13 protein-coding genes are annotated in these 20297 nt (G+C 55.1%); 5 read left to right on the top strand and 8 right to left on the bottom strand.

From position 1 onward, the window contains the following. Positions 1 to 37 precede the first annotated feature (37 nt). The 5 genes from JMJ16_RS28630 to metH all read right to left on the bottom strand — a co-directional run bounded on the left by JMJ16_RS28630 (position 38) and on the right by metH (position 7323). Complete coding sequence (locus tag JMJ16_RS28630; RefSeq protein WP_201387162.1) at positions 38 to 496, bottom strand: hypothetical protein; 459 nt, start codon at positions 494 to 496, stop codon at positions 38 to 40. A gap of 185 nt (positions 497 to 681) precedes the next feature. Next, positions 682 to 2100, bottom strand: a complete 1419-nt coding sequence (locus JMJ16_RS28635) for a carotenoid oxygenase family protein (RefSeq protein ID WP_201387164.1) — start codon at positions 2098 to 2100, stop codon at positions 682 to 684. A 76-nt stretch (positions 2101 to 2176) separates the two neighbouring features. Further along, entirely contained in the window at positions 2177 to 2656 is a 480-nt protein-coding gene (locus JMJ16_RS28640) for a hypothetical protein (protein ID WP_201387166.1), read from the bottom strand. Positions 2657 to 2814: 158 nt separating this feature from the next. After that, positions 2815 to 3573, bottom strand: coding sequence for a hypothetical protein (locus JMJ16_RS28645; RefSeq protein ID WP_201387168.1), 759 nt, complete (start codon positions 3571 to 3573; stop codon positions 2815 to 2817). A 165-nt stretch (positions 3574 to 3738) separates the two neighbouring features. Next, positions 3739 to 7323 carry a methionine synthase gene (gene metH, locus JMJ16_RS28650; RefSeq protein ID WP_201387170.1) on the bottom strand — a complete coding sequence of 1195 codons (3585 nt, stop codon included), beginning with the start codon at positions 7321 to 7323 and terminating at the stop codon, positions 3739 to 3741. A gap of 410 nt (positions 7324 to 7733) precedes the next feature. Here metH and JMJ16_RS28655 point away from each other — a divergent pair, with 410 nt between their 5' ends. Both JMJ16_RS28655 and JMJ16_RS28660 read left to right on the top strand, forming a co-directional pair. Then, on the top strand, positions 7734 to 8879 hold the full coding sequence (locus JMJ16_RS28655; protein WP_201387172.1) for a carboxylate-amine ligase: 1146 nt from the start codon (positions 7734 to 7736) through the stop codon (positions 8877 to 8879). A gap of 227 nt (positions 8880 to 9106) precedes the next feature. After that, positions 9107 to 10294 carry a carboxylate-amine ligase gene (locus tag JMJ16_RS28660; protein ID WP_201379745.1) on the top strand — a complete coding sequence of 396 codons (1188 nt, stop codon included), beginning with the start codon at positions 9107 to 9109 and terminating at the stop codon, positions 10292 to 10294. Between the two features lie 47 nt (positions 10295 to 10341). On the opposite strand, the gene JMJ16_RS28665 is transcribed toward JMJ16_RS28660, so the two are convergent. Both JMJ16_RS28665 and JMJ16_RS28670 read right to left on the bottom strand, forming a co-directional pair. Beyond that, complete coding sequence (locus JMJ16_RS28665) at positions 10342 to 10893, bottom strand: 2'-5' RNA ligase family protein (protein WP_201387174.1); 552 nt, start codon at positions 10891 to 10893, stop codon at positions 10342 to 10344. 225 nt (positions 10894 to 11118) lie between these two features. Next, positions 11119 to 12312 (bottom strand): aminotransferase class V-fold PLP-dependent enzyme, encoded by a 1194-nt coding sequence (locus tag JMJ16_RS28670; protein WP_201387176.1) that lies wholly within the window; start codon positions 12310 to 12312, stop codon positions 11119 to 11121. Positions 12313 to 12788: 476 nt separating this feature from the next. On the opposite strand from JMJ16_RS28670, the gene JMJ16_RS28675 reads away from it, so the two are divergent. Beyond that, a complete protein-coding gene (locus tag JMJ16_RS28675) occupies positions 12789 to 13841 on the top strand; it encodes a hypothetical protein (protein ID WP_201387178.1) in 1053 nt (350 codons plus the stop codon). A gap of 72 nt (positions 13842 to 13913) precedes the next feature. Here the strand turns inward: JMJ16_RS28675 and JMJ16_RS28680 are convergent, their stop codons facing one another. Next, complete coding sequence (locus tag JMJ16_RS28680; protein ID WP_201387181.1) at positions 13914 to 15551, bottom strand: mucoidy inhibitor MuiA family protein; 1638 nt, start codon at positions 15549 to 15551, stop codon at positions 13914 to 13916. A gap of 268 nt (positions 15552 to 15819) precedes the next feature. Between JMJ16_RS28680 and mutS the strand changes: the two genes are divergently transcribed. Then, the gene (gene mutS / locus JMJ16_RS28685) at positions 15820 to 18501 is read left to right on the top strand and encodes a DNA mismatch repair protein MutS (RefSeq protein ID WP_201387183.1); all 2682 of its coding nucleotides are present in this window, start codon (positions 15820 to 15822) and stop codon (positions 18499 to 18501) included. Then, on the top strand, positions 18498 to 20297 hold the full coding sequence (gene mutL, locus JMJ16_RS28690; protein ID WP_201387184.1) for a DNA mismatch repair endonuclease MutL: 1800 nt from the start codon (positions 18498 to 18500) through the stop codon (positions 20295 to 20297). The genes mutS and mutL overlap by 4 nt, the downstream gene beginning before the upstream one ends.

Consider the following 20297-nt stretch of genomic DNA (forward strand, 5'->3'; position numbering starts at 1 on the left):
CTTACCAAGGCGAGCGCCGCAGGCGCGAGGGGTTATGTTAAGCCTGGGGATCAACCTCGTTGTCGGAGAGCACATTCAGGCTGGAGGCCTGTCGCTGACGCTGACCCTGAATAAGCTGTGCGATGAAGACCAGGGCTACAACAGCGATGGGCGCTCCACACCAGGCCCCCATGGAGCCAAAGTAGTAGAGCGAGAGAGCTGGCACGAGGAGTAGTGAGATGGCCAGGCCATAGCAATACATGCGGAACTGAGGAAAGATGAGCATAAGGAGCATTGCGAGATAGAGAAAAGCATAGGAAAGGATCGTTAGGAACTCCAGACTCAGGCCAAAAAAGCCCAGTGTGGTATTAGGACTTAGCAGGCTAGAGGTATGCATAGCGATAGCAAATGCATTTTGTCCAACAATGAATAGTAAGATGGGAACCAGGCCAACGCCAATACCAATTACCAGTTTAGGATTAATGCGCTGGCGTGCGTAGGTGAGCAGGTTCAGCATGGGGGAATGCTCCTTTCCTTGTCACTTTACTGGTTCTTGCTATTTCAGTATAAGCGCCACAAAAAGAGGAGGGCTGATCATAGGTACATTTCCTGTTAAGGAGTGTGATAAGCCCTGGCAGCCGCAGGCTGCCAGGGCTTATCACACTCCTTAACAGGGCGAGCGCTATAGGCGCGAGAGCGAGATCAGGCCAGGTGGGTATAGAACTGGCCGTGGAAGCCGTAGGGGATATGATGAGGGACCTCTGCGCGTGCGATCTCTTCAAAGGTATGCGCGTCCAGGACGAGTAAGAATGAATTACCCTTGTGGGCGTTGAGAACGACTGAGAGGATGACTCCATCGTCTTCGGCTCGCGCATCGGGAGTAGGTGTAAAGACAGGTTCGCCAGGATAACAACCGCTCTCCTCCCAGATGTGGGCTGTGCGCTCTTTGAGGTCGACACGTAGCAGGCGATTGGTAAAGACATCTGGCTGCTCTTTATTGATGCTTACTCCATAGGCCACGCCGTAGTCATGGGTATTGTACTGGCGATAGTTGATCGTAGGAAGCTCAAGTGGGTGTGGTGTCAGTACCTCGTAGCTGGCGCTCTCCCCGCGTAGAGGAAGGTGATAACGGCGCAGCTCGCCACTACCATTCTTATCGACTTCAGAGCCAAGCCCAAAGCTACGCAGATGATCGAGGTAGAGCGCGTTGATATTACCCGGATCGGGATAGGCTGAGAGATCGACGAGCACCTCATCACCCTGCTCAAAGGCATTCACATGATGGAAGGTGAAGAATGCCTCAGTATGATAGCGCCCCACAATGCTGCCGTCACGCTTGCTCATCACGATAAATTGTGTTCCCTCCTCGGGTCGCCACGTATAGTTCTCGATGAAGGGCTTACCACTGCTGAGCACCTCCAGCGGATTGACGCGATAGGGAAATTCCGCAATAACCACGTAATTCTCGGTCATGCCAAAGCTATGAATATAGGCCGGTTCCATAACGGGATAGGAGCCGATCTCGTAGCGCCTCTTCGAACCCCTGGGCAAGCCAAAGACACGGAACTGGCTGGGCATAAAGAATTCGGTCATATAGCTAATGGTGGCTTGCTGCGTGAAGTCGTAGTGAGGGTGAGCGCAGCCATGATGGCCCTTGAGATCATCTTCAAAGTAGATGACGCCCAGCGTATCAAGTGTTTCGGGGTTGAAGGCGATGGGGAGCGGCGTCTCGGTCAGGGCAGCAAACTCGCCCGCGATCTTGTTGATGCTGACATTGGCATTGACGGAGGCGGTCATTGAGCCTTTAAAGATTGATTTGCAGGGATCGGTGGCAAACATACTAAAGGTGATGCGCCCCTCCTCTATGGATGTCTTATAGACATCGCTTTGCAAGAACTTATTTGCGTAGGAGACCTTCCCATCCTGAAACGAGAAGCGATGCAGCATAGCGAAGCCGTCGAACCAGTGGCGGAATTGATCTTCCCCCACCTCGAATTTCGCTGGCCCGTTGCGCAAGAGGGTACCGCGGAGCCAAGAGGGGAGGCGTCCCCGAACCGGAAGCTGATCGAGAACGGTCTCTTCATTGAGGGACTGATAACCAAGGCGAAATGTATGTTCCATACGCTGATCAACATCCTTTCTTGTCGCGAGGAGAGCGGCAGCCTGAGAGACATGTAGATGGGTCTCTCTATCTATGCTAATCCCCGGGGCGAAATGAGTGTTTTTGCAGGTATGTGTTCAACTCAGCTTCGAAGGTATAGCGCTGTGGTCGAACCGGGTCGATGCGCACAGAGATGAAGTCATTCTCCTGGTAGGGCGCGGGGGGCTGGTCGAGAGGATGGCTGCGGAAGACATAGGTCTTCTCGGTCAGAGGATCGGTCCACTCCGCGACGATGATCTGGCGCATGCTGGGAGCAGGTGGAGCATCGCTAGCGAGCGTCTCTGGAACATCCGGTGATTCGGGTGCACTGCTCAACTCCTCCGCCTCATTTTGTGCTCTCTGCGGTGCGGTGGGTTGTAGGGGGTAAAGGGCGTGTATGTGTGCCTGAACAAGGGTGCCGTTCTGTGAGAGCCAGTACATCTCCTGGCGCTCGATATACGAGAGCCCAGAGAGGACGAGGATGGCGATAACGATGAGTAAGACGACGACAATAATCAGGATAAATAGCCAGGGCATGAGTAATTGGCCTCTTCTCTTTCTGCAAGATAAATACAGGCGGATAGTTTTTTCAACCATAAATTATAGGTGATAGGCGAGTTTTTTGCACGCGTGCCGGGGAAGCATACGGCGCTGTTGTCCGACACTGCTCAAGCACGCGTTTCCATATAATGTGTTCATTGGGGTGGATGTTGGCCAGAAGGATAGGAGGTATAGGTGCTCATGGATGTTGGGGCTCCGGGCTGGACGGATTGATTAGAGGCGACGGGATAGGTGGTTTGTGCCTGATACTGGTTATACGGATCAGGGTGTGGTGTCTGGCCAGGAGTGGGAGGTACCTGTCCAGGCTGAACGACGATGCGTAATGGCGCGTCAGGGGTCTGTGTGCCGCGCCGAGTGAAGAGGCTAGTGAGTAGCAAGATGATGCCAAGCATGGCCAGGCCACTACCAAGGAACCAGTCGTTTTCATAACGTCCCCGTGGTTTTTGCAGGAAAGTATTGGTCAGGATATTCACTGGCTGATTGCTGCTATCATAGCCGATGATTTCTACCACCTTGTAACCAGTCCCAATGAGCGTGTAATTGGAAGAGTAGGTTGCCGTATCCTTTCCGGTGACGTTGATAGGTTGGGCTGTATCGGAATCGTAACGAAAGGTATAGTAGTGTGCAGAGAGCGCGTTGAGCTTATTGGCATTAGCGATATCGGCCACATTCACGACATAAATTTTGGGGTCATTGCTTAACTGAAGGTATTCAGTGCCTGAGCTGCTACTGTTGGGAGTAGTGGGATCGCTCTGATAAATAGCGTGCTGAAGTGTTCCTTGTTCGCTGGACTGATAGCCCAGGTCGTGAGAACGTGTGCCATAAATCAGGCCACCTATAGCCAGAATGAGTCCAGATAGGATAAGGAGAAGCGAGAACTGCGAGCGACGCATAGAATAAACCTCGTTTCTAAATTGCAAATATAAATGGTCAATTTTAATGCACTTGATGTAGGCCGCTCATATTGTATGCTAATCGAGCATAAAAAAATAGGGTGTAGTTCACAAAATTTTGTGACACTACACCCTATCAACTTGTTTTGAGGGGATTTCTGTGGGTTAGACCAGCGCGGCCTCGTTGGCGCGTACCGAGAAGTAGGACGACTGCTGGTGATGTACGATGATCGCCGCGGTCGACTGCTCGGGTACGAGCTGATGGGCCTCTGTAAGGTTGATGCCGATGCTCTCAGTGACGGGTAGCACTTTGAAGAGCTTCTCATGATCTACCAGGTCGGGGATGGCGGGATAGCCCCAGCTGTAGCGTCGGCCCCGATCCTCTTCCAGTCCCAGTTCATGGCGCACCAGGCGATTGGTGTACTCGGCCAGGCCCTCCGCCATCTCGACGGCGAGACCATGCACGAAGTAGCCCTCCGAATAGTTGCCTGCCTGCTGCAGCTGATCGATATACTCAGAGGCGGCGCGGCCCATGGTCACGACCTGGAGTGGTACAACGTCAACCTTGCCACTCTCTACTGAGGCGAAGTAGTCGGCCAGGCAGAGGCGCTCGCGCTCGCGCTGGCGTGGGAAGCTAAAGCGCGTGAGCTCCCGCCACTGCGAGAGAGGCTTGCCACTCTCAACCTCGCCAGGCTCATAGACGATCAGATCATTGCCGCTGGATTGGCAGGGATAATAGCCGTAGACCACGCGAGGTTGCAGGTAGCGCAGGCGGCGCGCCTCTTGGAGCATGCGCTCCAGGCGTGGCTTGAAGTCCTGCTCAACGAGGCGCTCAAATTCCTCGCCATGCGTCTTGCCGCCCCAGTGCAGGCGGTAGAGTGTCTTGAAGTCCATACATTCAGCGACATCTTCTAATCCGATGCGATCAAGCACGCGTGGCCCCCAGAAGGGCGGTGTGGGCAGGGAGCGCGCTGGCTGAATGCTCGTCGATGGCCTGGTATCCACTTGAGGCTGGCTGTTGGCTGTTTCTCCCTGGCCCCCAGCTTTACGCTGGCGTTCGTTCAGGGCCTCCTGCTGGATTTTCTCCACGAAGGTGGAGCGTTGTTCTGGCACGCTGGTCAGGCGATCCATGATGTCGAGTCCCTCGAAGGCATCGCGGGCGTAGAAGACGCCGGGTGCGTAGGGCAGGGGTGCCGCCTCCGCGTTTTGCTCATCGACGAAGAGGATACGCCGCCCAAATGAGCGGTTGATGGCGGCCCCGCCAATGATGACGGGGAAGCTATGACCGCGCTTATGCAGTTCTTTTACGCACAGTGGCATCTGCTTGGAGGTACTGACCAGGAGCGCCGAGAGACCGATGGCGTCGGCGTTGACCTCGATGGCCTTATCGATAATCGTATTGAGCGGGACCTGCTTGCCCAGGTCGTATACCGTGTAACCGTTGTTGGTCAGAATCGTATTGACCAGGTTCTTGCCGATATCGTGTACATCGCCAAAGACGGTTGCCAGCACGACCTTACCCTTGGTATAGCCTTCCTTTTTCTCCAGGTAGTTCTCCAGGTGTGCCACAGACTTTTTCATAACCTCGGCTGACTGAAGCACGAAGGGAAGAATCAACTCGCCCGCGCCGAAGCGGTCGCCAACATCCTTCATTGCGGGTAGGAGCACCGTATTCAGCACTTCTACGGCCGCCTCGCTGGTTGGAGTATCACTGGCCTCGGTGCGTTCCTGAATGATTGCGTCGATAAGCGGCTCGATACCTTCTTTACGCCGGTGCAGGATCTGCCAGTGAATACGTTCGGCAGTGTTCATACCCTCGGTCGGATCGACCTTGGTCTCGCCCTCGTTCTTCTGTGGGCCGTGCGACTCAAAGTATTCAATAAAGTGTGGCAGGGCTTCAGTGCGATTGAAGATCAGGTCCTCGGCGAGTTGGCGTTGCTCCGTGTCGATCTCGGCGTATGGCTTGATATGGGTCGGATTGACGATAGCCATATCCAGGCCCGCCTTAATCGCGTGATAGAGGAAGACGCTATTGAGCACGGCGCGTGCATGAGGCTTGAGGCCAAAGGAGACGTTACTTACGCCTAGCACGGTCATGACGCCGGGCAGTTCGGATTTGATACGGCGAATGCCCTCCAGGGTGTCGATGCCCGCAGTCTGAAGTTCTTCCTGGCCTGTCGTAATCGTAAAGGTCAGGGGATCAAAGATCAGAGCATTGGGTGAGAGGTCATACTCGTTAACGCAGATGTCATAGATCTTGTGCGCGATCTCGATCTTGCGCTCAATGCTTTTGGCCATGCCCTCTTCATCGATGGTCAACGCTACGAGCGCGGACCCGTGCTCAAGCGCGAGGGGGACCACTTTCTCGATGCGCTGGCGCCCATTCTCCATATTGATAGAGTTGATGATGGCGCGCCCGGGATAGATCTCAAGCGCGGCCTGGATGACATCGGCCTCGGTTGAGTCGATGACCAGGGGAGCTTCGATACCCATTGAGAGCTTCTTGACAGTTTTGTGCATCTGCTCAGGCTCATCGGTGCGCTCCGTCACTGCCACCTGGACGTCGAGAACGTGCGCGCCCCCCTCGACCTGCTCGCGACCAATCCCTAGCAGCGTGTCATAGTCGTCCTTGAGCAAAGCTTGCTTGGCCTTCTTGCTGCCCTGGGCATTGACGCGTTCGCCGATCAGTAGCGGAGCGGGGTCCTGCTGCATCTCAACGGAGCGGATGGCGCTGGAGACGAGCGGGGGCATAATCTGTTTGAAGTCTTTGTGCTCGATATTCTGATCGGCCTGGGGGCGTGGCTTGCGTGTCACTGGTCGGCAAGCGCGTACGATGGCTTGCAGGTGTTCATGACTGCTGCCACAACAGCCGCCGACGATGTTGACGCCAAACTCCTCGATAAACTCGCGCATCGCCTGGGCCATAGGTTCTGGCTCCAGGGGATAGACGGCCTGCCCATTGACGTTGAGCGGGATGCCCGCGTTAGGGATAGTCGAGATTGGCAGACGACAGTTCTCGGAGAGATAGCGCACCGGTTCGCGCATATGCTCTGGACCGGTGGAACAGTTGAGGCCAATGATATCCACGCGCATGGCGGTGAGAGTCGTGGTCACGGCGGCGATATCGGTTCCCAGCAGCATACGCCCACTGGTATCAAGCGAGACCTGGGCCTGGATGGGTACGCGGCGACCTACCTCTTGCATGGCGCGGCGCAGCCCCGTAATCGCGGCCCGTACTTCGAGGATATCCTGGCTGGTCTCGATGAGTAACACATCGACGCCACCCTTGAGCAGGGGAATGGCCTGCTCGTGAAAGATCGCGGCCAGTTGCTGATAGGTAATATTGCTGAGCATGGGGTCGTCTGAGGAGGGGAGCATACCGGTAGGCCCTATGGAACCAGCCACAAAACGTGGCTGGCTGGCGGTGCTATAGCGATCAGCCAGGCGACGAGCGAGACGTGCAGCTTCAAAATTGACCTCGTAGGTAAGATGCCCAATCTGGTACTCATCGAGCTTGAGTCGGCTGGCGGTAAACGAATCGGTCTCGATGACATCGCAGCCAGCTTCAAAGAAGCCAGTGTGAATCTCTTCAATGACCTGGGGTTTGGTCAGGACCAGATATTCATTGCAGCCCTCTGTCTGCTGACCACCATAATCCTCGGCTGTCAGCTGATAGCGCTGGATATTTGAACCCATGGCGCCGTCAAAGATAAGCGGACGACGTGCCAGGGCAGAGAGAAATTGACTCATGGGCAAAACCTGCTTTCAAAGAGATAGGTTAGGTAGGTCACAAATTATTTTTAATGAAGAGCTGATACATCATTGTAGCAGGCAATCATGCAGGTGGGAAACATCATTTTGCCCTCCATTATACCATGCTCAGCTGATGCTGAGTAACGAAAAAGGAAAGGTTTTAGTGTAGAATAAATGTGAGTACGTTTTCTGGCTGAGTAGCGCGTGTTTCGTAAAGAGGAAAAGAGCGACACGGATCTGTCATGTCAGGCGGAGGGTGGTTGGAGAGGCAGGGCACATTGATAGGTTTTACGCTTGTGCAGTGCACAGTCATGCAATGCAGGATCCAGTGGCGGATCAAGACGTAACCCATACTCCTGAGAGGTGCCAGGCGGCTTCGGCTCCCCTTCGCGGAAAGAGCAGGATGCATGAAAACCAGAGAGGCTGCATGTTTTACGCTAGGTGTAGAAGAAGAGTTTCAGCTAGTAGACACGCATACGGGAGAGCTACGATCATGTGCGCCCGCGATTTTAGCGCGCGGCTATGAGCAGTTTGGGGAGCAGATTACCTCAGAGGTCTTGCAGGCGACGTTAGAGCTTACCTCAGATGTATTTCCCACGATTGAGGTGGCGCGTCAGGCGCTGAGTGTCTCAAGGGCGAGATTAGCGAAACTGGTGGCGCAAGAAGGCGTAGCATTAATGAGTGCCGGTACACATCCTAGCTCCTCCTGGAAGGTGCAGAAGCGTAGCGAGGGCGAGCGCTATGATGAGCTTGTCGCTGAATATCAGGATGTGGTGCTCTCGGACCAGATCTTTGGTTTGCATGTACATGTGGGCATTGGCGAGAGCCCACATGATCGTGAGATAGGCATGAAAGTATTCAGCCAAGCACGCACCTGGCTGCCACATTTGCTAGCCTTATCCACCAACGCACCCTTCTGGGAGAGGCGCTATACAGGCCTCAAATCGTACCGCGCCGTCCAGCGACGACGCTTCCCGCGCACCGGTATACCAGATGCCTTCGCCTCCTGGAGCGATTATGAGCGTTATGTGCAGCGCCTGGTCGCGATGGGCGCGATTGATAATGGCAAGAAAATCTGGTGGGATATGCGTCCCCATGTCTTTTTCCCCACGCTGGAGTTCCGCATCTGCGATATGCCCGCGACCTTAGAAGACACCCTGGCGATTGCGGCTCTCTGCCAGGCGCTAGTGGCTAAATTGACCTGGCTGAATGAGCGTGGCCGCGAAGTCCCAGTCTTGTCGAGCCGACTCATAGAAGAGAATGAATGGCGAGCGATGCGTTACGGCCTGGATGCCAGGTGGCTCGATTTTACACAGGGGCGTGATATAAGTATGCGGGCGGCTCTCGCGGAGTTGCTTGATTTTGTGGATGAGGTCGTTGCTGAGTTGGGGAGTCGTAGGGAGATAAACTATCTGCGCGCATTGCTCGAAGATAAGCGTGGAACGGGAGCCGACCAGCAGATTGCCGTCTACGAAGAGAGTGGTGACCTGCGCCGTGTAGTGAGTTTCTTGCGCGAACAGACGATGCAGGGCATTCAGTCTACTGAAGGCTAGCCCTACCTACCTATAAAAACGCATTGGTTCGGCTAGGAGTACCTGTTACATTAAAATTGACGCTGTTTACAGCTGAGAAACGTGTCTCTCTCATGAGGTGGTGATATGTGGAGAAAGAACACGTTTATGAAGAAAGAGGTAGAGCTGCACCGATGCGTTGTTTTTTCTGGAAAAGGAATCAGCATTGTGGTGATGGGCTCTCTCTCCTCGTGTAGGAGAATGAATGGATGAGTGAGTCAGAAAAAGCGGTGCCGTTTTCGCTTGGGATAGAGGAAGAATACCAGCTTGTACGCCAGGAGAATGGAGCGCTCAGCTCAAGCGCGCCGTTTGTGCTGGAAAAGGGAGCGCCGTATTTTCAGGAGCAGATTAAGCCTGAAATGCTGCAATCTACCATAGAGTTTATTTCAAGTGTGCTTCCCAACCTGGAGGCGGCGCGAAAAGAGCTCTATACGGCGCGAGCACTGCTTTACCGGCTAACCAAGGGCGATGGCCTCTCGCTTGTAAGTGCCGGTACCCATCCCAGCGCGGCCTGGCGTGAAGAGCGGCGAACCGAGAAAGAGCGTTATAAAGAGCTTGAGGAAGAGTACCAGGATGTCGGGCGCGCCATTCTGATTTTTGGCCTGCATGTGCATGTTGGCATGCCAGATAAAGAGATGGCGATTCGCATCATGAACCAGGTACGTACCTGGTTGCCGCACATCCTGGCCTTCTCCGCCAATTCTCCCTTCTGGCAGGGACGCTATACAGGCTTAAAATCATATCGTACGGTAGTCTGGAAGCGTTTCCCACGTGGTGGCTTGCCTGACGTGATTCCCTCGCGTGCGCATTTTGATCGCTTTGTCCAGGACCTGGTAGATATGAAGTGTATTGATAATGGCAAGAAGATCTGGTGGGATATCCGCCCACACGCCTTCTTCGATACTCTGGAGTTCCGCATTTGTGATATGCCCGCGACCTTAGAAGATACGCTGGCGATTGCGGCGCTCTGCCAGGCGCTGGTGGCTAAACTTGCGCGCCTCAATGAGCGAGGCGAGGGACCCCCAGCTAGTCCCCGCGATTATATCGAGGAGAACAAGTGGCGTGCCATGCGTTATGGTCTCGATGCCGAGGCTATCGATTTTCAGCGGCATCGTAAGTTGCCGATGCGTGACGCGCTTCGCGAACTGCTTGACTATGTTGACGAAGTCGTTGATGAGCTTGGGAGTCGACGCGAGATCGATTACCTGCGTCAGGTCCTTGATGAACCCCAGGGCAACGGAGCAGACCGGCAGATCGCCGTCTATAAAGAGAGCGGAGGCGATATCGAGGCCGTGCAGCGTTTCCTCATCGAACAGACGATGCGCGACGTGGAGCTAACAGAACTCGACTCCCAGGCGCCATTTATGCGCTTCATGATGCACTCGCGTATCAGTTAGCATGTATAGCACAAAGTGTCATGTAGGGCTGTGTGGAGTAGTAGCTACTACTCCACACAGCCCTTTAATTCTTCTTGATGGCAGAGAGTCTGCTCTGTCCCAGCGTCATAAATCAAGGCCAGGTTGTTAACATGGAGATCCCAGGCAAAGTCGCGTGAACTGAGATAGGGAACGATTTGGGAGAGTTTGCGGGCATCGATATCGCCAAAGCCAATCGTAATATGCGGGAGCCACTGATTGGGGTGATAGAGTTCTGATCCTCCACTAACAATTCCTGAAAGTTGCAAGGCGCGCCAGAGGGCGCAGTGGAACTTACTCAAGCTGTGATTGCGCACGAGGGGGATATAGAGCACGGGGCGCTCCCCAGTAAAGAGAGCCAGTCCAGTGGTACGCACGTAGAAACAAGAATACTGCGCGGCAAAATCATGCAGGAACGCTTTAAGAGCGGGCAGCTGGTAGTCCTGGGCAATATGATACGAGAAATGGGGATAGGGCGTCACATAGACGCCTTGAACGCCGAACTCTCCTCGTAGCTCGGCCCAGAGTTCCTCAATGACCCGGTAATACGTCTCATCAAGTAAAGAAACGATGCCGTGCATGGTCGTATTCCTCTGCAATTGTGGAAAGGTCTTCATGATACGGGACGGGTCTATGTATTACTACATAGCATACTCCTGCTGGCAATATGTAGAACGCGCTATCATTAGAGTGCAAAGCAGCCAATATAAGTATATAACATGCTTTATAAGCAACGGGAGTGTTATAGTGGAGATATCTTAGACATTTCCGCTATAACACTCTCATTGCTTATCCTTGCCTATCCTCTAAAACGCGGTTTCAGCCATGCGATCAATATGCTTACAGAAGCGCTCGATCTCTTCTTCAGTGTTATAATAGTGCAGGGAGGCGCGGACCATCGTGTTCAGGTGGCGGCTCTCCATATCCAGGAGCGTTGAGTTATAATCGGAGATAGAGACGTTGATCTTCTCCGCGGCTAGCTGGCGCTTGATCTCTTCAGGGGTGATCCCCTCAATCGTAAAGGTCACGATGCCACACTGGTTGACGCCCCGATCATGCACAACGACGCCGGGTATCGGGCTAAGTTGGGTGCGGAGCTGGTATGCCAGGGCCTTGAGGCGGCGCCAGATGTTCTCTAGACCCCAGTTGAGCGCATAGTCAACGGCGACCCCCAGACCGATACGACCCGCGACATTCCCCTCCCAGTTCTCGAAACGCCGCGCGTCCGGGCGCATCTCATAGCTATCCTGCGTCGTCCAGGTGGCGGCGTGCAGGTCAAGCATGGGCGGCTCTAGCTGTTCCAGGAAGGCGCGCCGTACATAGAGAAAACCAGTTCCACGCGGCCCACGTAGATACTTGCGTCCCGTGGCCGAGAGCATATCACAGCCAATTTGCTCGACATCGATAGGCATCTGCCCGACGGACTGGCAGGCATCGACGAGAAAAGGAATGTGATGTTGGCGTGCTAGCTTGCCAATAGCCTGTACTGGATTGACAAGGCCGCCATTGGTGGGGACATGCGTCACCGAGATAAGTTTGACGCGCTCATCGAGCATAGACTGAAGCGCCTCTATATCGACCTGCCCATATTTGTCATTAGGGATAGGCTCTACCACGGCTCCTGTCTTACGTGCCACCTGTAAATAGGCGATATAGTTGCTCGCATATTCCGCGATGGAGGTCAGAATACGATCCCCGGCCTGGAAGCGCATGCCATAGAAGGCCATATCCCAGGCGCGGGTTGCATTCTCTATGAGCGCCACCTCGTCGCGCGAACAGTGAAGCAGGGTCGCAATGGCATCATAGGTATGTTCTGATTGCTCCTGGGCGTGATCGGCGGCCTCGTAGCCCCCAATCTGAGCTTCGAGGCGCAGGTGATCCAGCGTGGCTGAGAGAACTGGCTCGGGGAGAAGAGAGGCGCCAGCATTATTGAAGTGCAGCACATTAGCACAGCCTGGCGTCTCCTCCCTGGCGCGTTGTACATCGAAAACGAAAGGCATATCACAGCTTCCTTCTGCTGAAAAGGAAAAGTGGGGAGTGCAGAGGGGCGCCAGCCTCTCTGCGTCCCTTTCCCCTACCGCCGCAGGCGGTATGAATTCTTTCAAACGAAATTGAACAGAGTACTAGAAATAGACGTAGTGCTTTCTTATCTTACCATTCAGGACCGTTCCATGCGAGTAGGCATGAAGAGGAGAATAGTGGTAGCTGTCAGAGAATAGAATGTGGCTTAATGATTAACAAATACATTCCAAAATTTGGCCTGGAGGGCTGCCAGGAGTACTAAAACATGGAAAATTTTGAGATTATAGACAAAATTCTTTACGATTAATATAGTGACTGACGAAAGTTCCTATTGATCTTGCGGTGAGGGGTTGTCAGAGGCAAAGGGTGGGGAAGTCTATGTTTCAGGCTTCACACATAACGATGTCTATTCCCACCTGATTTTAGGAATGGTACGAGGAGGTACGTTAGCGATATGCATACAAAAGAGCGAAAAACAGAGATCAAGACCTATAATCTCTGTATTTTAGGCTTTGGCAACGTCGGTCGAGCTTTAGCGCGGCACCTATTAGCCAAGCGCGAAGATCTGCGGAATGAATATGGTATCGAGTGGCGTGTAACCGGTGTGGCGACCCGTCGTATGGGCTGGATCGCTGATCCTCAGGGGATCGACCTTGAGGCCCTCCTGGCCGGGAATGTGCCACCTACGCAGACAGAGCCGCGTGATGTGCAGGAGTGGCTCCAGGCTGCTCAGGCGGATGTGCTCTTTGAGCTTACCTCGACGAATCCTCAGACGGGCCAGCCCGCGATTGACTACATGCGCACAGCTCTGGAACTGGGGGCCCATGTCGTAACCGCGAATAAGGGACCAGTGGTCCATGCCTATGTGGAACTGGAGGAACTGGCGCAGCGCAAAGGGAAACGTTTCCTCTTTGAAGCCACAGTCATGGCAGGCGCACCCATCTTCTCCCTCTATCAAAACTCGCTTCCAGCGACCAAACTCATGCGTTTTCGCGGCCTGCTTAACGCCACCTCAAATGTCATTATTAACGAGATGGAGCAGGGCAAAAATTTTGCCGAGGCAGTCAAACGAGCGCAGGAATTGGGTATCGCTGAGACCGACCCCAGTCTGGATGTAGACGGCTGGGATGCGACGGTCAAGCTCTGTGCTATTGCTAATGTCTTGATGGACGTTCCGCTCAAGCTCGAAGAGGTCCAGCGTGAGGGCATCCGCGAACTCCAGCCCGCCGAGTTGCAGCGTGCACGTGCCGCAGGCACGCCCTACAAGCAGGTAGCGACGCTTGAACGCGTGGGGCAAGACGTCGTGGCACGCGTCCAAACAGAGCAGGTAGAGGCAGGCGATCCCCTGGCGGCGGTTAGCCCGGCCTCCATGCTAGCCCACATGGAGATGGATATCGTACCAGGAGGTCTGACAGTCACGCTTCATCTGCCCGAAGATGAGACTGCGGGACCCGACGCGACCGCCTATGATGTCATGGCAGACTTCATTCGTGCCGTCTCAGCATAAAGGAAAAAAAGGTGTGATGGATCCTGGCAGCTGCAGCTGCCAGGATCCATCACACCTTTTTTTCCTGAGTAGCTAAACTGGCTCGTCGATGGGAGGCAGGCCGATAAGGGTGTAGTCGCGTGGGTGTTCCACCAGGAAGCGATACTCTACTTTGTACTCGCCACTTGGAGGGAGCGTGAACTGCCAGGTATACAGCGAGAGCTTGGTCTGCTCGGTTGGCGCTGGTTGCACATGAAGTGTCTTAATTTTGACGCGTTCATGTTGAGGAACAGGCAGGTGATCACGCAACACGATCTGGCGTGGGAAGGACGTGAAGTTGGAAATGGTGATACGATAGCCATAGGTCAGGCGGCGCAGGTCATTTTGTAGCAGAACCCCCTTATCGACGGCGCGCTCCGTCAGCTTGCGCTCAACCTTGATGCTGTCGTCGATTCCGAGAAAGATTTTGAAGCGCTCGGAGTGAGCGGTTTGTTTGACCTGGGAGGTACCAACATATTCGCCTTTCAGGAAGATATGAGTTGTACCGGGTAGAATGACGCGCTCAGTGGTATTGGTAATGGTGGCGCGCAGATGCACGTTCTCCTCCAGAGAGGGAGCCGAGACATAGTCAAAGGTGCAAGGAAGGCGATCAAGCGCGATAGTTGTTTTATGCGGCGAGCCATTCGAGGGAATATCGACGGAACGCGCGACGCGGAAGACATAAGCGGTGCCTGTATTCTCCACGGATGCCGTAGCCATTTGTGCGGGCTGGGGCATGGCTGCCGCTGGTGCTGCGGCGGCTGCCGGTGGTGGCATATCCATATCCTCCATGTGCGCACTCATTCCTGCGGCTGGCATGGCCTGGCTTTTTAGGGTGCGCGCATAGACCGGGGCAGGAGTGAAGGTGTTGATATACCAGGGTTTGAGCTCAGGCAAGACCGAGGCCAGGCTGGGGCGGGCGGTAGAGAGTGAGAGCTGAACATTGCTCCAATCTTCATCGGTGCGTTGTGTGACCACACCCAGATAAGTTAGTTCAACCTCGCCACGATTGCCGTCCTCGTTGAGTTGGACACGAACATCGTACTGTGGCTGCCACGAGGCCCCCATAATCATGTAGGAGATTTCTAGCGTTATGTCGCCTTCTTGCGGCATCTCAAGCGCGACCACAGCTGCCAGGCGGTCAGTTGTGCCCGTATTTTGCTTCTGTGTATACTCGCGGCGGCGCGCATGAATCTCTTTCTGAAGGCGTTGAACCTGTACATCCAGCTCCAGGGACTCTTCAGCATCCTGCTGGGCCTGTTGCGCGGCGAAGCGAAAGAAGTCGGCACAGTCCTGGGGCTTCATCTGACCACGGGCCAGGCCACGCGCAAAATCGGTTGCCTGCTCGCCAAGGGAACGAAGCCACTTGCGTCGATCCTGTAACGCCTCCTGGCGTGCTTTCAGCAGCTTGGCTTGCTGCTCCAGGTGCTCGATTTCTACCTCTAGCTTCAGTAGATCATCGCGTGTCGTAAAGCTATGATAGGCGGTGGTAATATCAACATTAAGAATGCGCATGCCCTGCGGACCCTGGCCGGAGGCTCGGAGTGATTCACGAAGAAAGGGCGGCAGATCATTGATGCGCACATCATGTTCGCCTTGGGCCAGGTGAATGGTGCCTGCGCGTGTGACGAGGGCGCGGTCATTATAAACAGTTACCTCGGTAATGGGAGCCTGTATATCAGTTGCGGGCATGGGAGTCTCCTTCTATATTGCGTTCTTCGTCTTATGTACGTGCGAGCGCCAGCGCTGGTTGGCAGTAGCCTGGATGTAGAGAATAGCACATTGCGCTGTTTTTTACCAGATATTTCTATACATTTCGTGAATTATTTAAAGGAGTAGGAAGAGTGGATATCGGAGAGCGCGATGATATCCTGCTTTTGACAATGAAATGAGAATAGAGTAATGTACGGATGTTCAAGATTAACATTCAGGAATTGATGGAGTAGAGGGGACATCGCTGATGACGACGCCCGCACGCAAACAATATTTACGCATCAAGAGCCAATATCCTGACACCCTTCTCATGTACCAGGTGGGGGACTTTTTTGAAACCTTCGATGAGGACGCACGGATCGCCGCGCGTGAGCTACAGATCGTGCTCACCAGTCGCATGTATGGCAATGAAGCGATACCCCTGGCTGGTATCCCTCTACATGCCTTAAATAACTATATTGGCAAGCTGATTACCGCGGGCTATAAAGTCGCTGTCTGCGAGCAGGTGGGAGAGGTGGGTAGGGGTGTGGTAGACCGGGCCGTGACACGAATTTTAACGGCGGGTACGCTCTCAGAGCCAAATCTCCTGCCAGCACGCCAGAATAACTACCTGGTGGCTATCGCTATGGGACGTGTGCAGACCGCACTGGCGGCTGTGGATGTCAGTACCGGCGAGTTTCTCGTGACTTGGTTTCGCTCCGAGGAGCTGCCAGTCGCGCTGGATGCCGAGCTTCAGCGCCTCAACCCGGTTGAATGTTTGCTTGCTGAAGGGAGTAACCGTGAGGCGTATCACTTTCCTACGCAGACGGTGACGGTAACCTCCTGCCCTGGACACTTCTTCAATTCCGAGATGGCGCAGGATCGACTCTGTAAGCTGTTTGGCGTGCAATCACTGGAAGCATATGGATGCGCGCATATTCCCCAGGCTGTGGCCGCCGCGGGCGCGATAGTCGCCTACCTGGAAAAGATGAACAATGGCCTGCTCGCCCTCCTGACGGGCCTAAAATCCTATCGCACTAGCAGCTATATGGTGCTGGATGCCCATACCCAGCGCAACCTGGAACTCCTTCAGGGCACGCGCAGTGGCAGTGTGCAGGGAAGCCTACTGGGCGTGCTCGACCGTACCATTACCCCGATGGGTGCGCGTGAGATGCGCAAGACCATTACGCAGCCCCTGCTCGACCTCAATGAACTGGATGCGCGGCTGGGAAGCGTCGAGGAGCTCTTTGAGAGTCCAGCATTACGTAGCCGCTTTACCATAAGTTTGCAGGTCTTTAGCGATATGGAGCGTATCGCCGGGCGTATTCGCCAGGGGACCGCCGTGCGCAACGAGGTTCTGGGCTTACGCGACAATCTTGAGCATGTCCCCGAGTTGCGTGAACTCTTGCGTGGCTGCGAGGCGCTACTCCTGCGCGAACTGGCCGAGGAGATGCAGGATTGTCAGGAGGTCATCGACCTGGTGGACCGAGCCTTGATGCGCTCGGGCGAGGAGGATGAGCATGGCGATGATGGGCGCTTGATTCGCCAGGGTTATGATCCAGAACTGGATGAACTCTTTGCCTCTATTCGCGACTCACGCCGCTGGATGGTCTCTCTGGAGGGGCGTGAGCGCGAACGAACAAGCATCAAATCTCTAAAAGTTGGCTTTAACAAGGTCTTTGGCTACTATATCGAAGTAAGCAATGCCAACCTGAAACTGGTGCCTGGCGACTATATGCGCAAGCAAACGCTAGTCAACGCCGAGCGCTTTATCACGCCTGAGCTGAAAGAGCATGAGGCGCGTATCCTGAGCGCTGTCGAGCGCATCGAAGAGATGGAGAAGGGGCTCTACGGGGAGGTCCTGCGGCAGATTAGCGTCTACTATGCGCAGCTAGCGCACACAGCCAGGCTCGTGGCCCAGGTTGATGTCCTGTTGAGCTTCGCCGTGGTCGCGGTTCACCAGGGCTATACGCGTCCCCAGTTGGAGCAGGGACATGGCATTGATATTCGCGATGGACGGCACCCGGTCGTTGAATATGCCCTGGATGGCGACGCCTTCATTCCCAATGATACACAGATGGAGGCCGACGAGGGGAGGCGTATTATGTTGCTGACGGGCCCCAACATGGCAGGCAAGTCGACCTACTTGCGCCAGGTAGCACTGATTACGCTCATGGCGCAAATTGGTAGTTTTGTGCCAGCCAGGCAGGCGCGGATAGGGGTTGTCGACCGGATCTTCACGCGTGTTGGGGCCGAGGATGATATCGCGGCCGGCAAGAGCACATTTATGGTTGAGATGGAGGAGACGGGAACCATCCTGCATCATGCTACGCCCCATAGTCTGCTCATCCTCGACGAGATCGGACGTGGGACCAGTACCTATGATGGGCTGGCCATCGCCCGCGCCGTGGTGGAGCACCTGCATAGCCGCTTAAAAGCGCGCACGCTGTTTGCGACCCATTATCATGAATTGGCGGCTCTCGCGGAAGAGCTACCTCATCTCTGTGTCCATGCTATGGCGATCAGTGATGAGGATGAGCATGCTAGCATTGTGTTTCTGCACAAAGTCGTCGAGGGGAGCGCGGGCAAGAGCTACGGCGTACATGTCGCGCGCCTGGCGGGGATGCCCATGAGTATTGTGGAGCGCGCCGAAGAGATTTTATACCAGCTAGAGGAGGGGCAGCAGGCCAGCGATAGCCGTTTAATCCTTCTCCCGGAGCGCGAGGAGCATATGGATGTGGAGAGCAATGGGCGAGTCGAGGAGTCGCAGGCGAGCTATCATTGGCAGAGTGAGGAGGCTCGACAGATCGCGCAGCGCCTGGAGGCTGGCGAGGGGAGCGCGGATGATCTAGAGCTCATCAATCTGTATGCCATTACGCCCCTGGATGCCCTGAACTTATTGTCATTGTTGCAGAACTGTCAGAAGAAACGCACTGGAAGGCGAGCATGAGTCAGTTGTACGAGCGAGCAGAAAACAAGCTGGAGCAGCGTCCAGCCCGCAGACCAATCGTGGTCTTACCCGACGAGGTCGCCGAGCGCATAGCGGCGGGCGAGGTCATTGAGCGCCCGATATCTGTTATCAAAGAACTGGTTGAGAACGCTTTAGACGCCCAGGCCCGTGCGATACGGATTGAGGTACGTGGCGGCGGGTTGCGTCTTATGCGTGTCAGCGACGATGGCATTGGCATTCCTGAGGACGAGTTGGAGCGGGCCTGTTTGCGGCATAGTACCAGCAAGCTCTCGACCATTGAGGATCTGGAACGTTTGGGAACACTTGGCTTTCGTGGTGAGGCCCTGGCGAGCATTGCCACCATTGCCGAGATGACCCTTGAGAGCCGCGCCAGCGAGACCGGAGATGCAAGCGAAGAACGTCCTGCCCAGTTCGTGACCCTGCGTGGGGGCGAGGTGGTTGAGCGTGGGCGTAAGGCCAGAGTCCCTGGTACCACAGTGACGGTGCGAGATCTCTTCTTTAACGTGCCCGCGCGTCTGAAATTTATCCGTGGAGCTCGTACCGAGAATGGGCATATCCTCCACTATATACGACGTTACGCCCTGGGCTATCCAGGGGTGCGCTTTACGCTGGTGCTTGATGAGCATATCGCCTTACAGACAAGCGGCTCGGGTGAGCTAAAAACCGCGCTGACTGAAATCTATTCCCTGCCGCTCAATGAGATGCTCTACGAGGTGGAGCGAGGCGCTGGTGAGCAGTATCGCATCCATGGCTACATCGGAAATCGGGTGCTGGCGCAGAACAATCGCCAGTACGTGATGCTTTTTGTGAATGGGCGCTGGGTGCAGTCGCGGGCGCTCTATGACGCCGTGGAGAAGGGCTATCGTGGCCTGTTAGCCAAGGGAAAGCATCCTCTACTTGTACTCTTTATCGAGGTCGCCCCCAACGAGGTCGATGTGAATGTACACCCGGCCAAGACCGAGGTGCGCCTGCTCCGCGAGCGGGAGGTGCTTGATCTCCTGACGGAGTCGGTCCAGGCTGTGCTGGAGCGTAGTCCTGTCCTGCCGGAGGAGGTCAAATTCCCCGGGCCGGTTCTGGTGACCCAACGCAGGCTGCCTGGTGCACGTCGCAGAGGGTTACATATGAGCGAGACCGCCGAGGAGTACCTGGCAGAGGCGGCGCCACCTGCCTCGGCGGAGGCGATTGCTCAGTTGCGCCCCCTGGCCCAGTTGCAGCGTGCGGTGATTCTGGCTGAGGCTCCCGATGGCAGCCTCTACCTCGTTGATCAACACCGGGCGCATGAGCGCGTGATTTATGAGCACCTGCGCCAGCGTTACGCTCATGGCATCGATTCGGCAGAGGACGAGGAGGGCGAGGCCGTTAATGGGTATCTCCTGTTGGAGCCAGTGATTGTTGAGCTGAAGCGCCACGAGGCGGAGCTGCTTGAAGAGCGTCTCCCCATGTTGCGAGGTCTGGGCCTGGAGTGTGAGCGCTTCGGTGGGCGCAGTTTCCTTGTACGCTCGATTCCAGGTGGAGAAGGGCATGAGCAGCTTGCAGGCCAGGTCGAGGACCTGGTACAGATCGCCGCCGAAGATAATGAGGATTGGGAGCACAGCCTCTTGATTGGCCTGTCCTGTCGCTCGGCCCTGCGGCGGGGCCGCGAACTTAGCCAGGGTGAGCAACAGTCACTTCTGACATCGCTGGCACGCGCCTCCGTACCGGCAGTCTGCCCGCATGGTAGCCCGATCCTACTCCATTATAGCCGCAGCTTTCTCATCGAGAAATTTGACTGGTAG

It is taken from the genome of Ktedonobacter sp. SOSP1-52, from assembly GCF_016587395.1.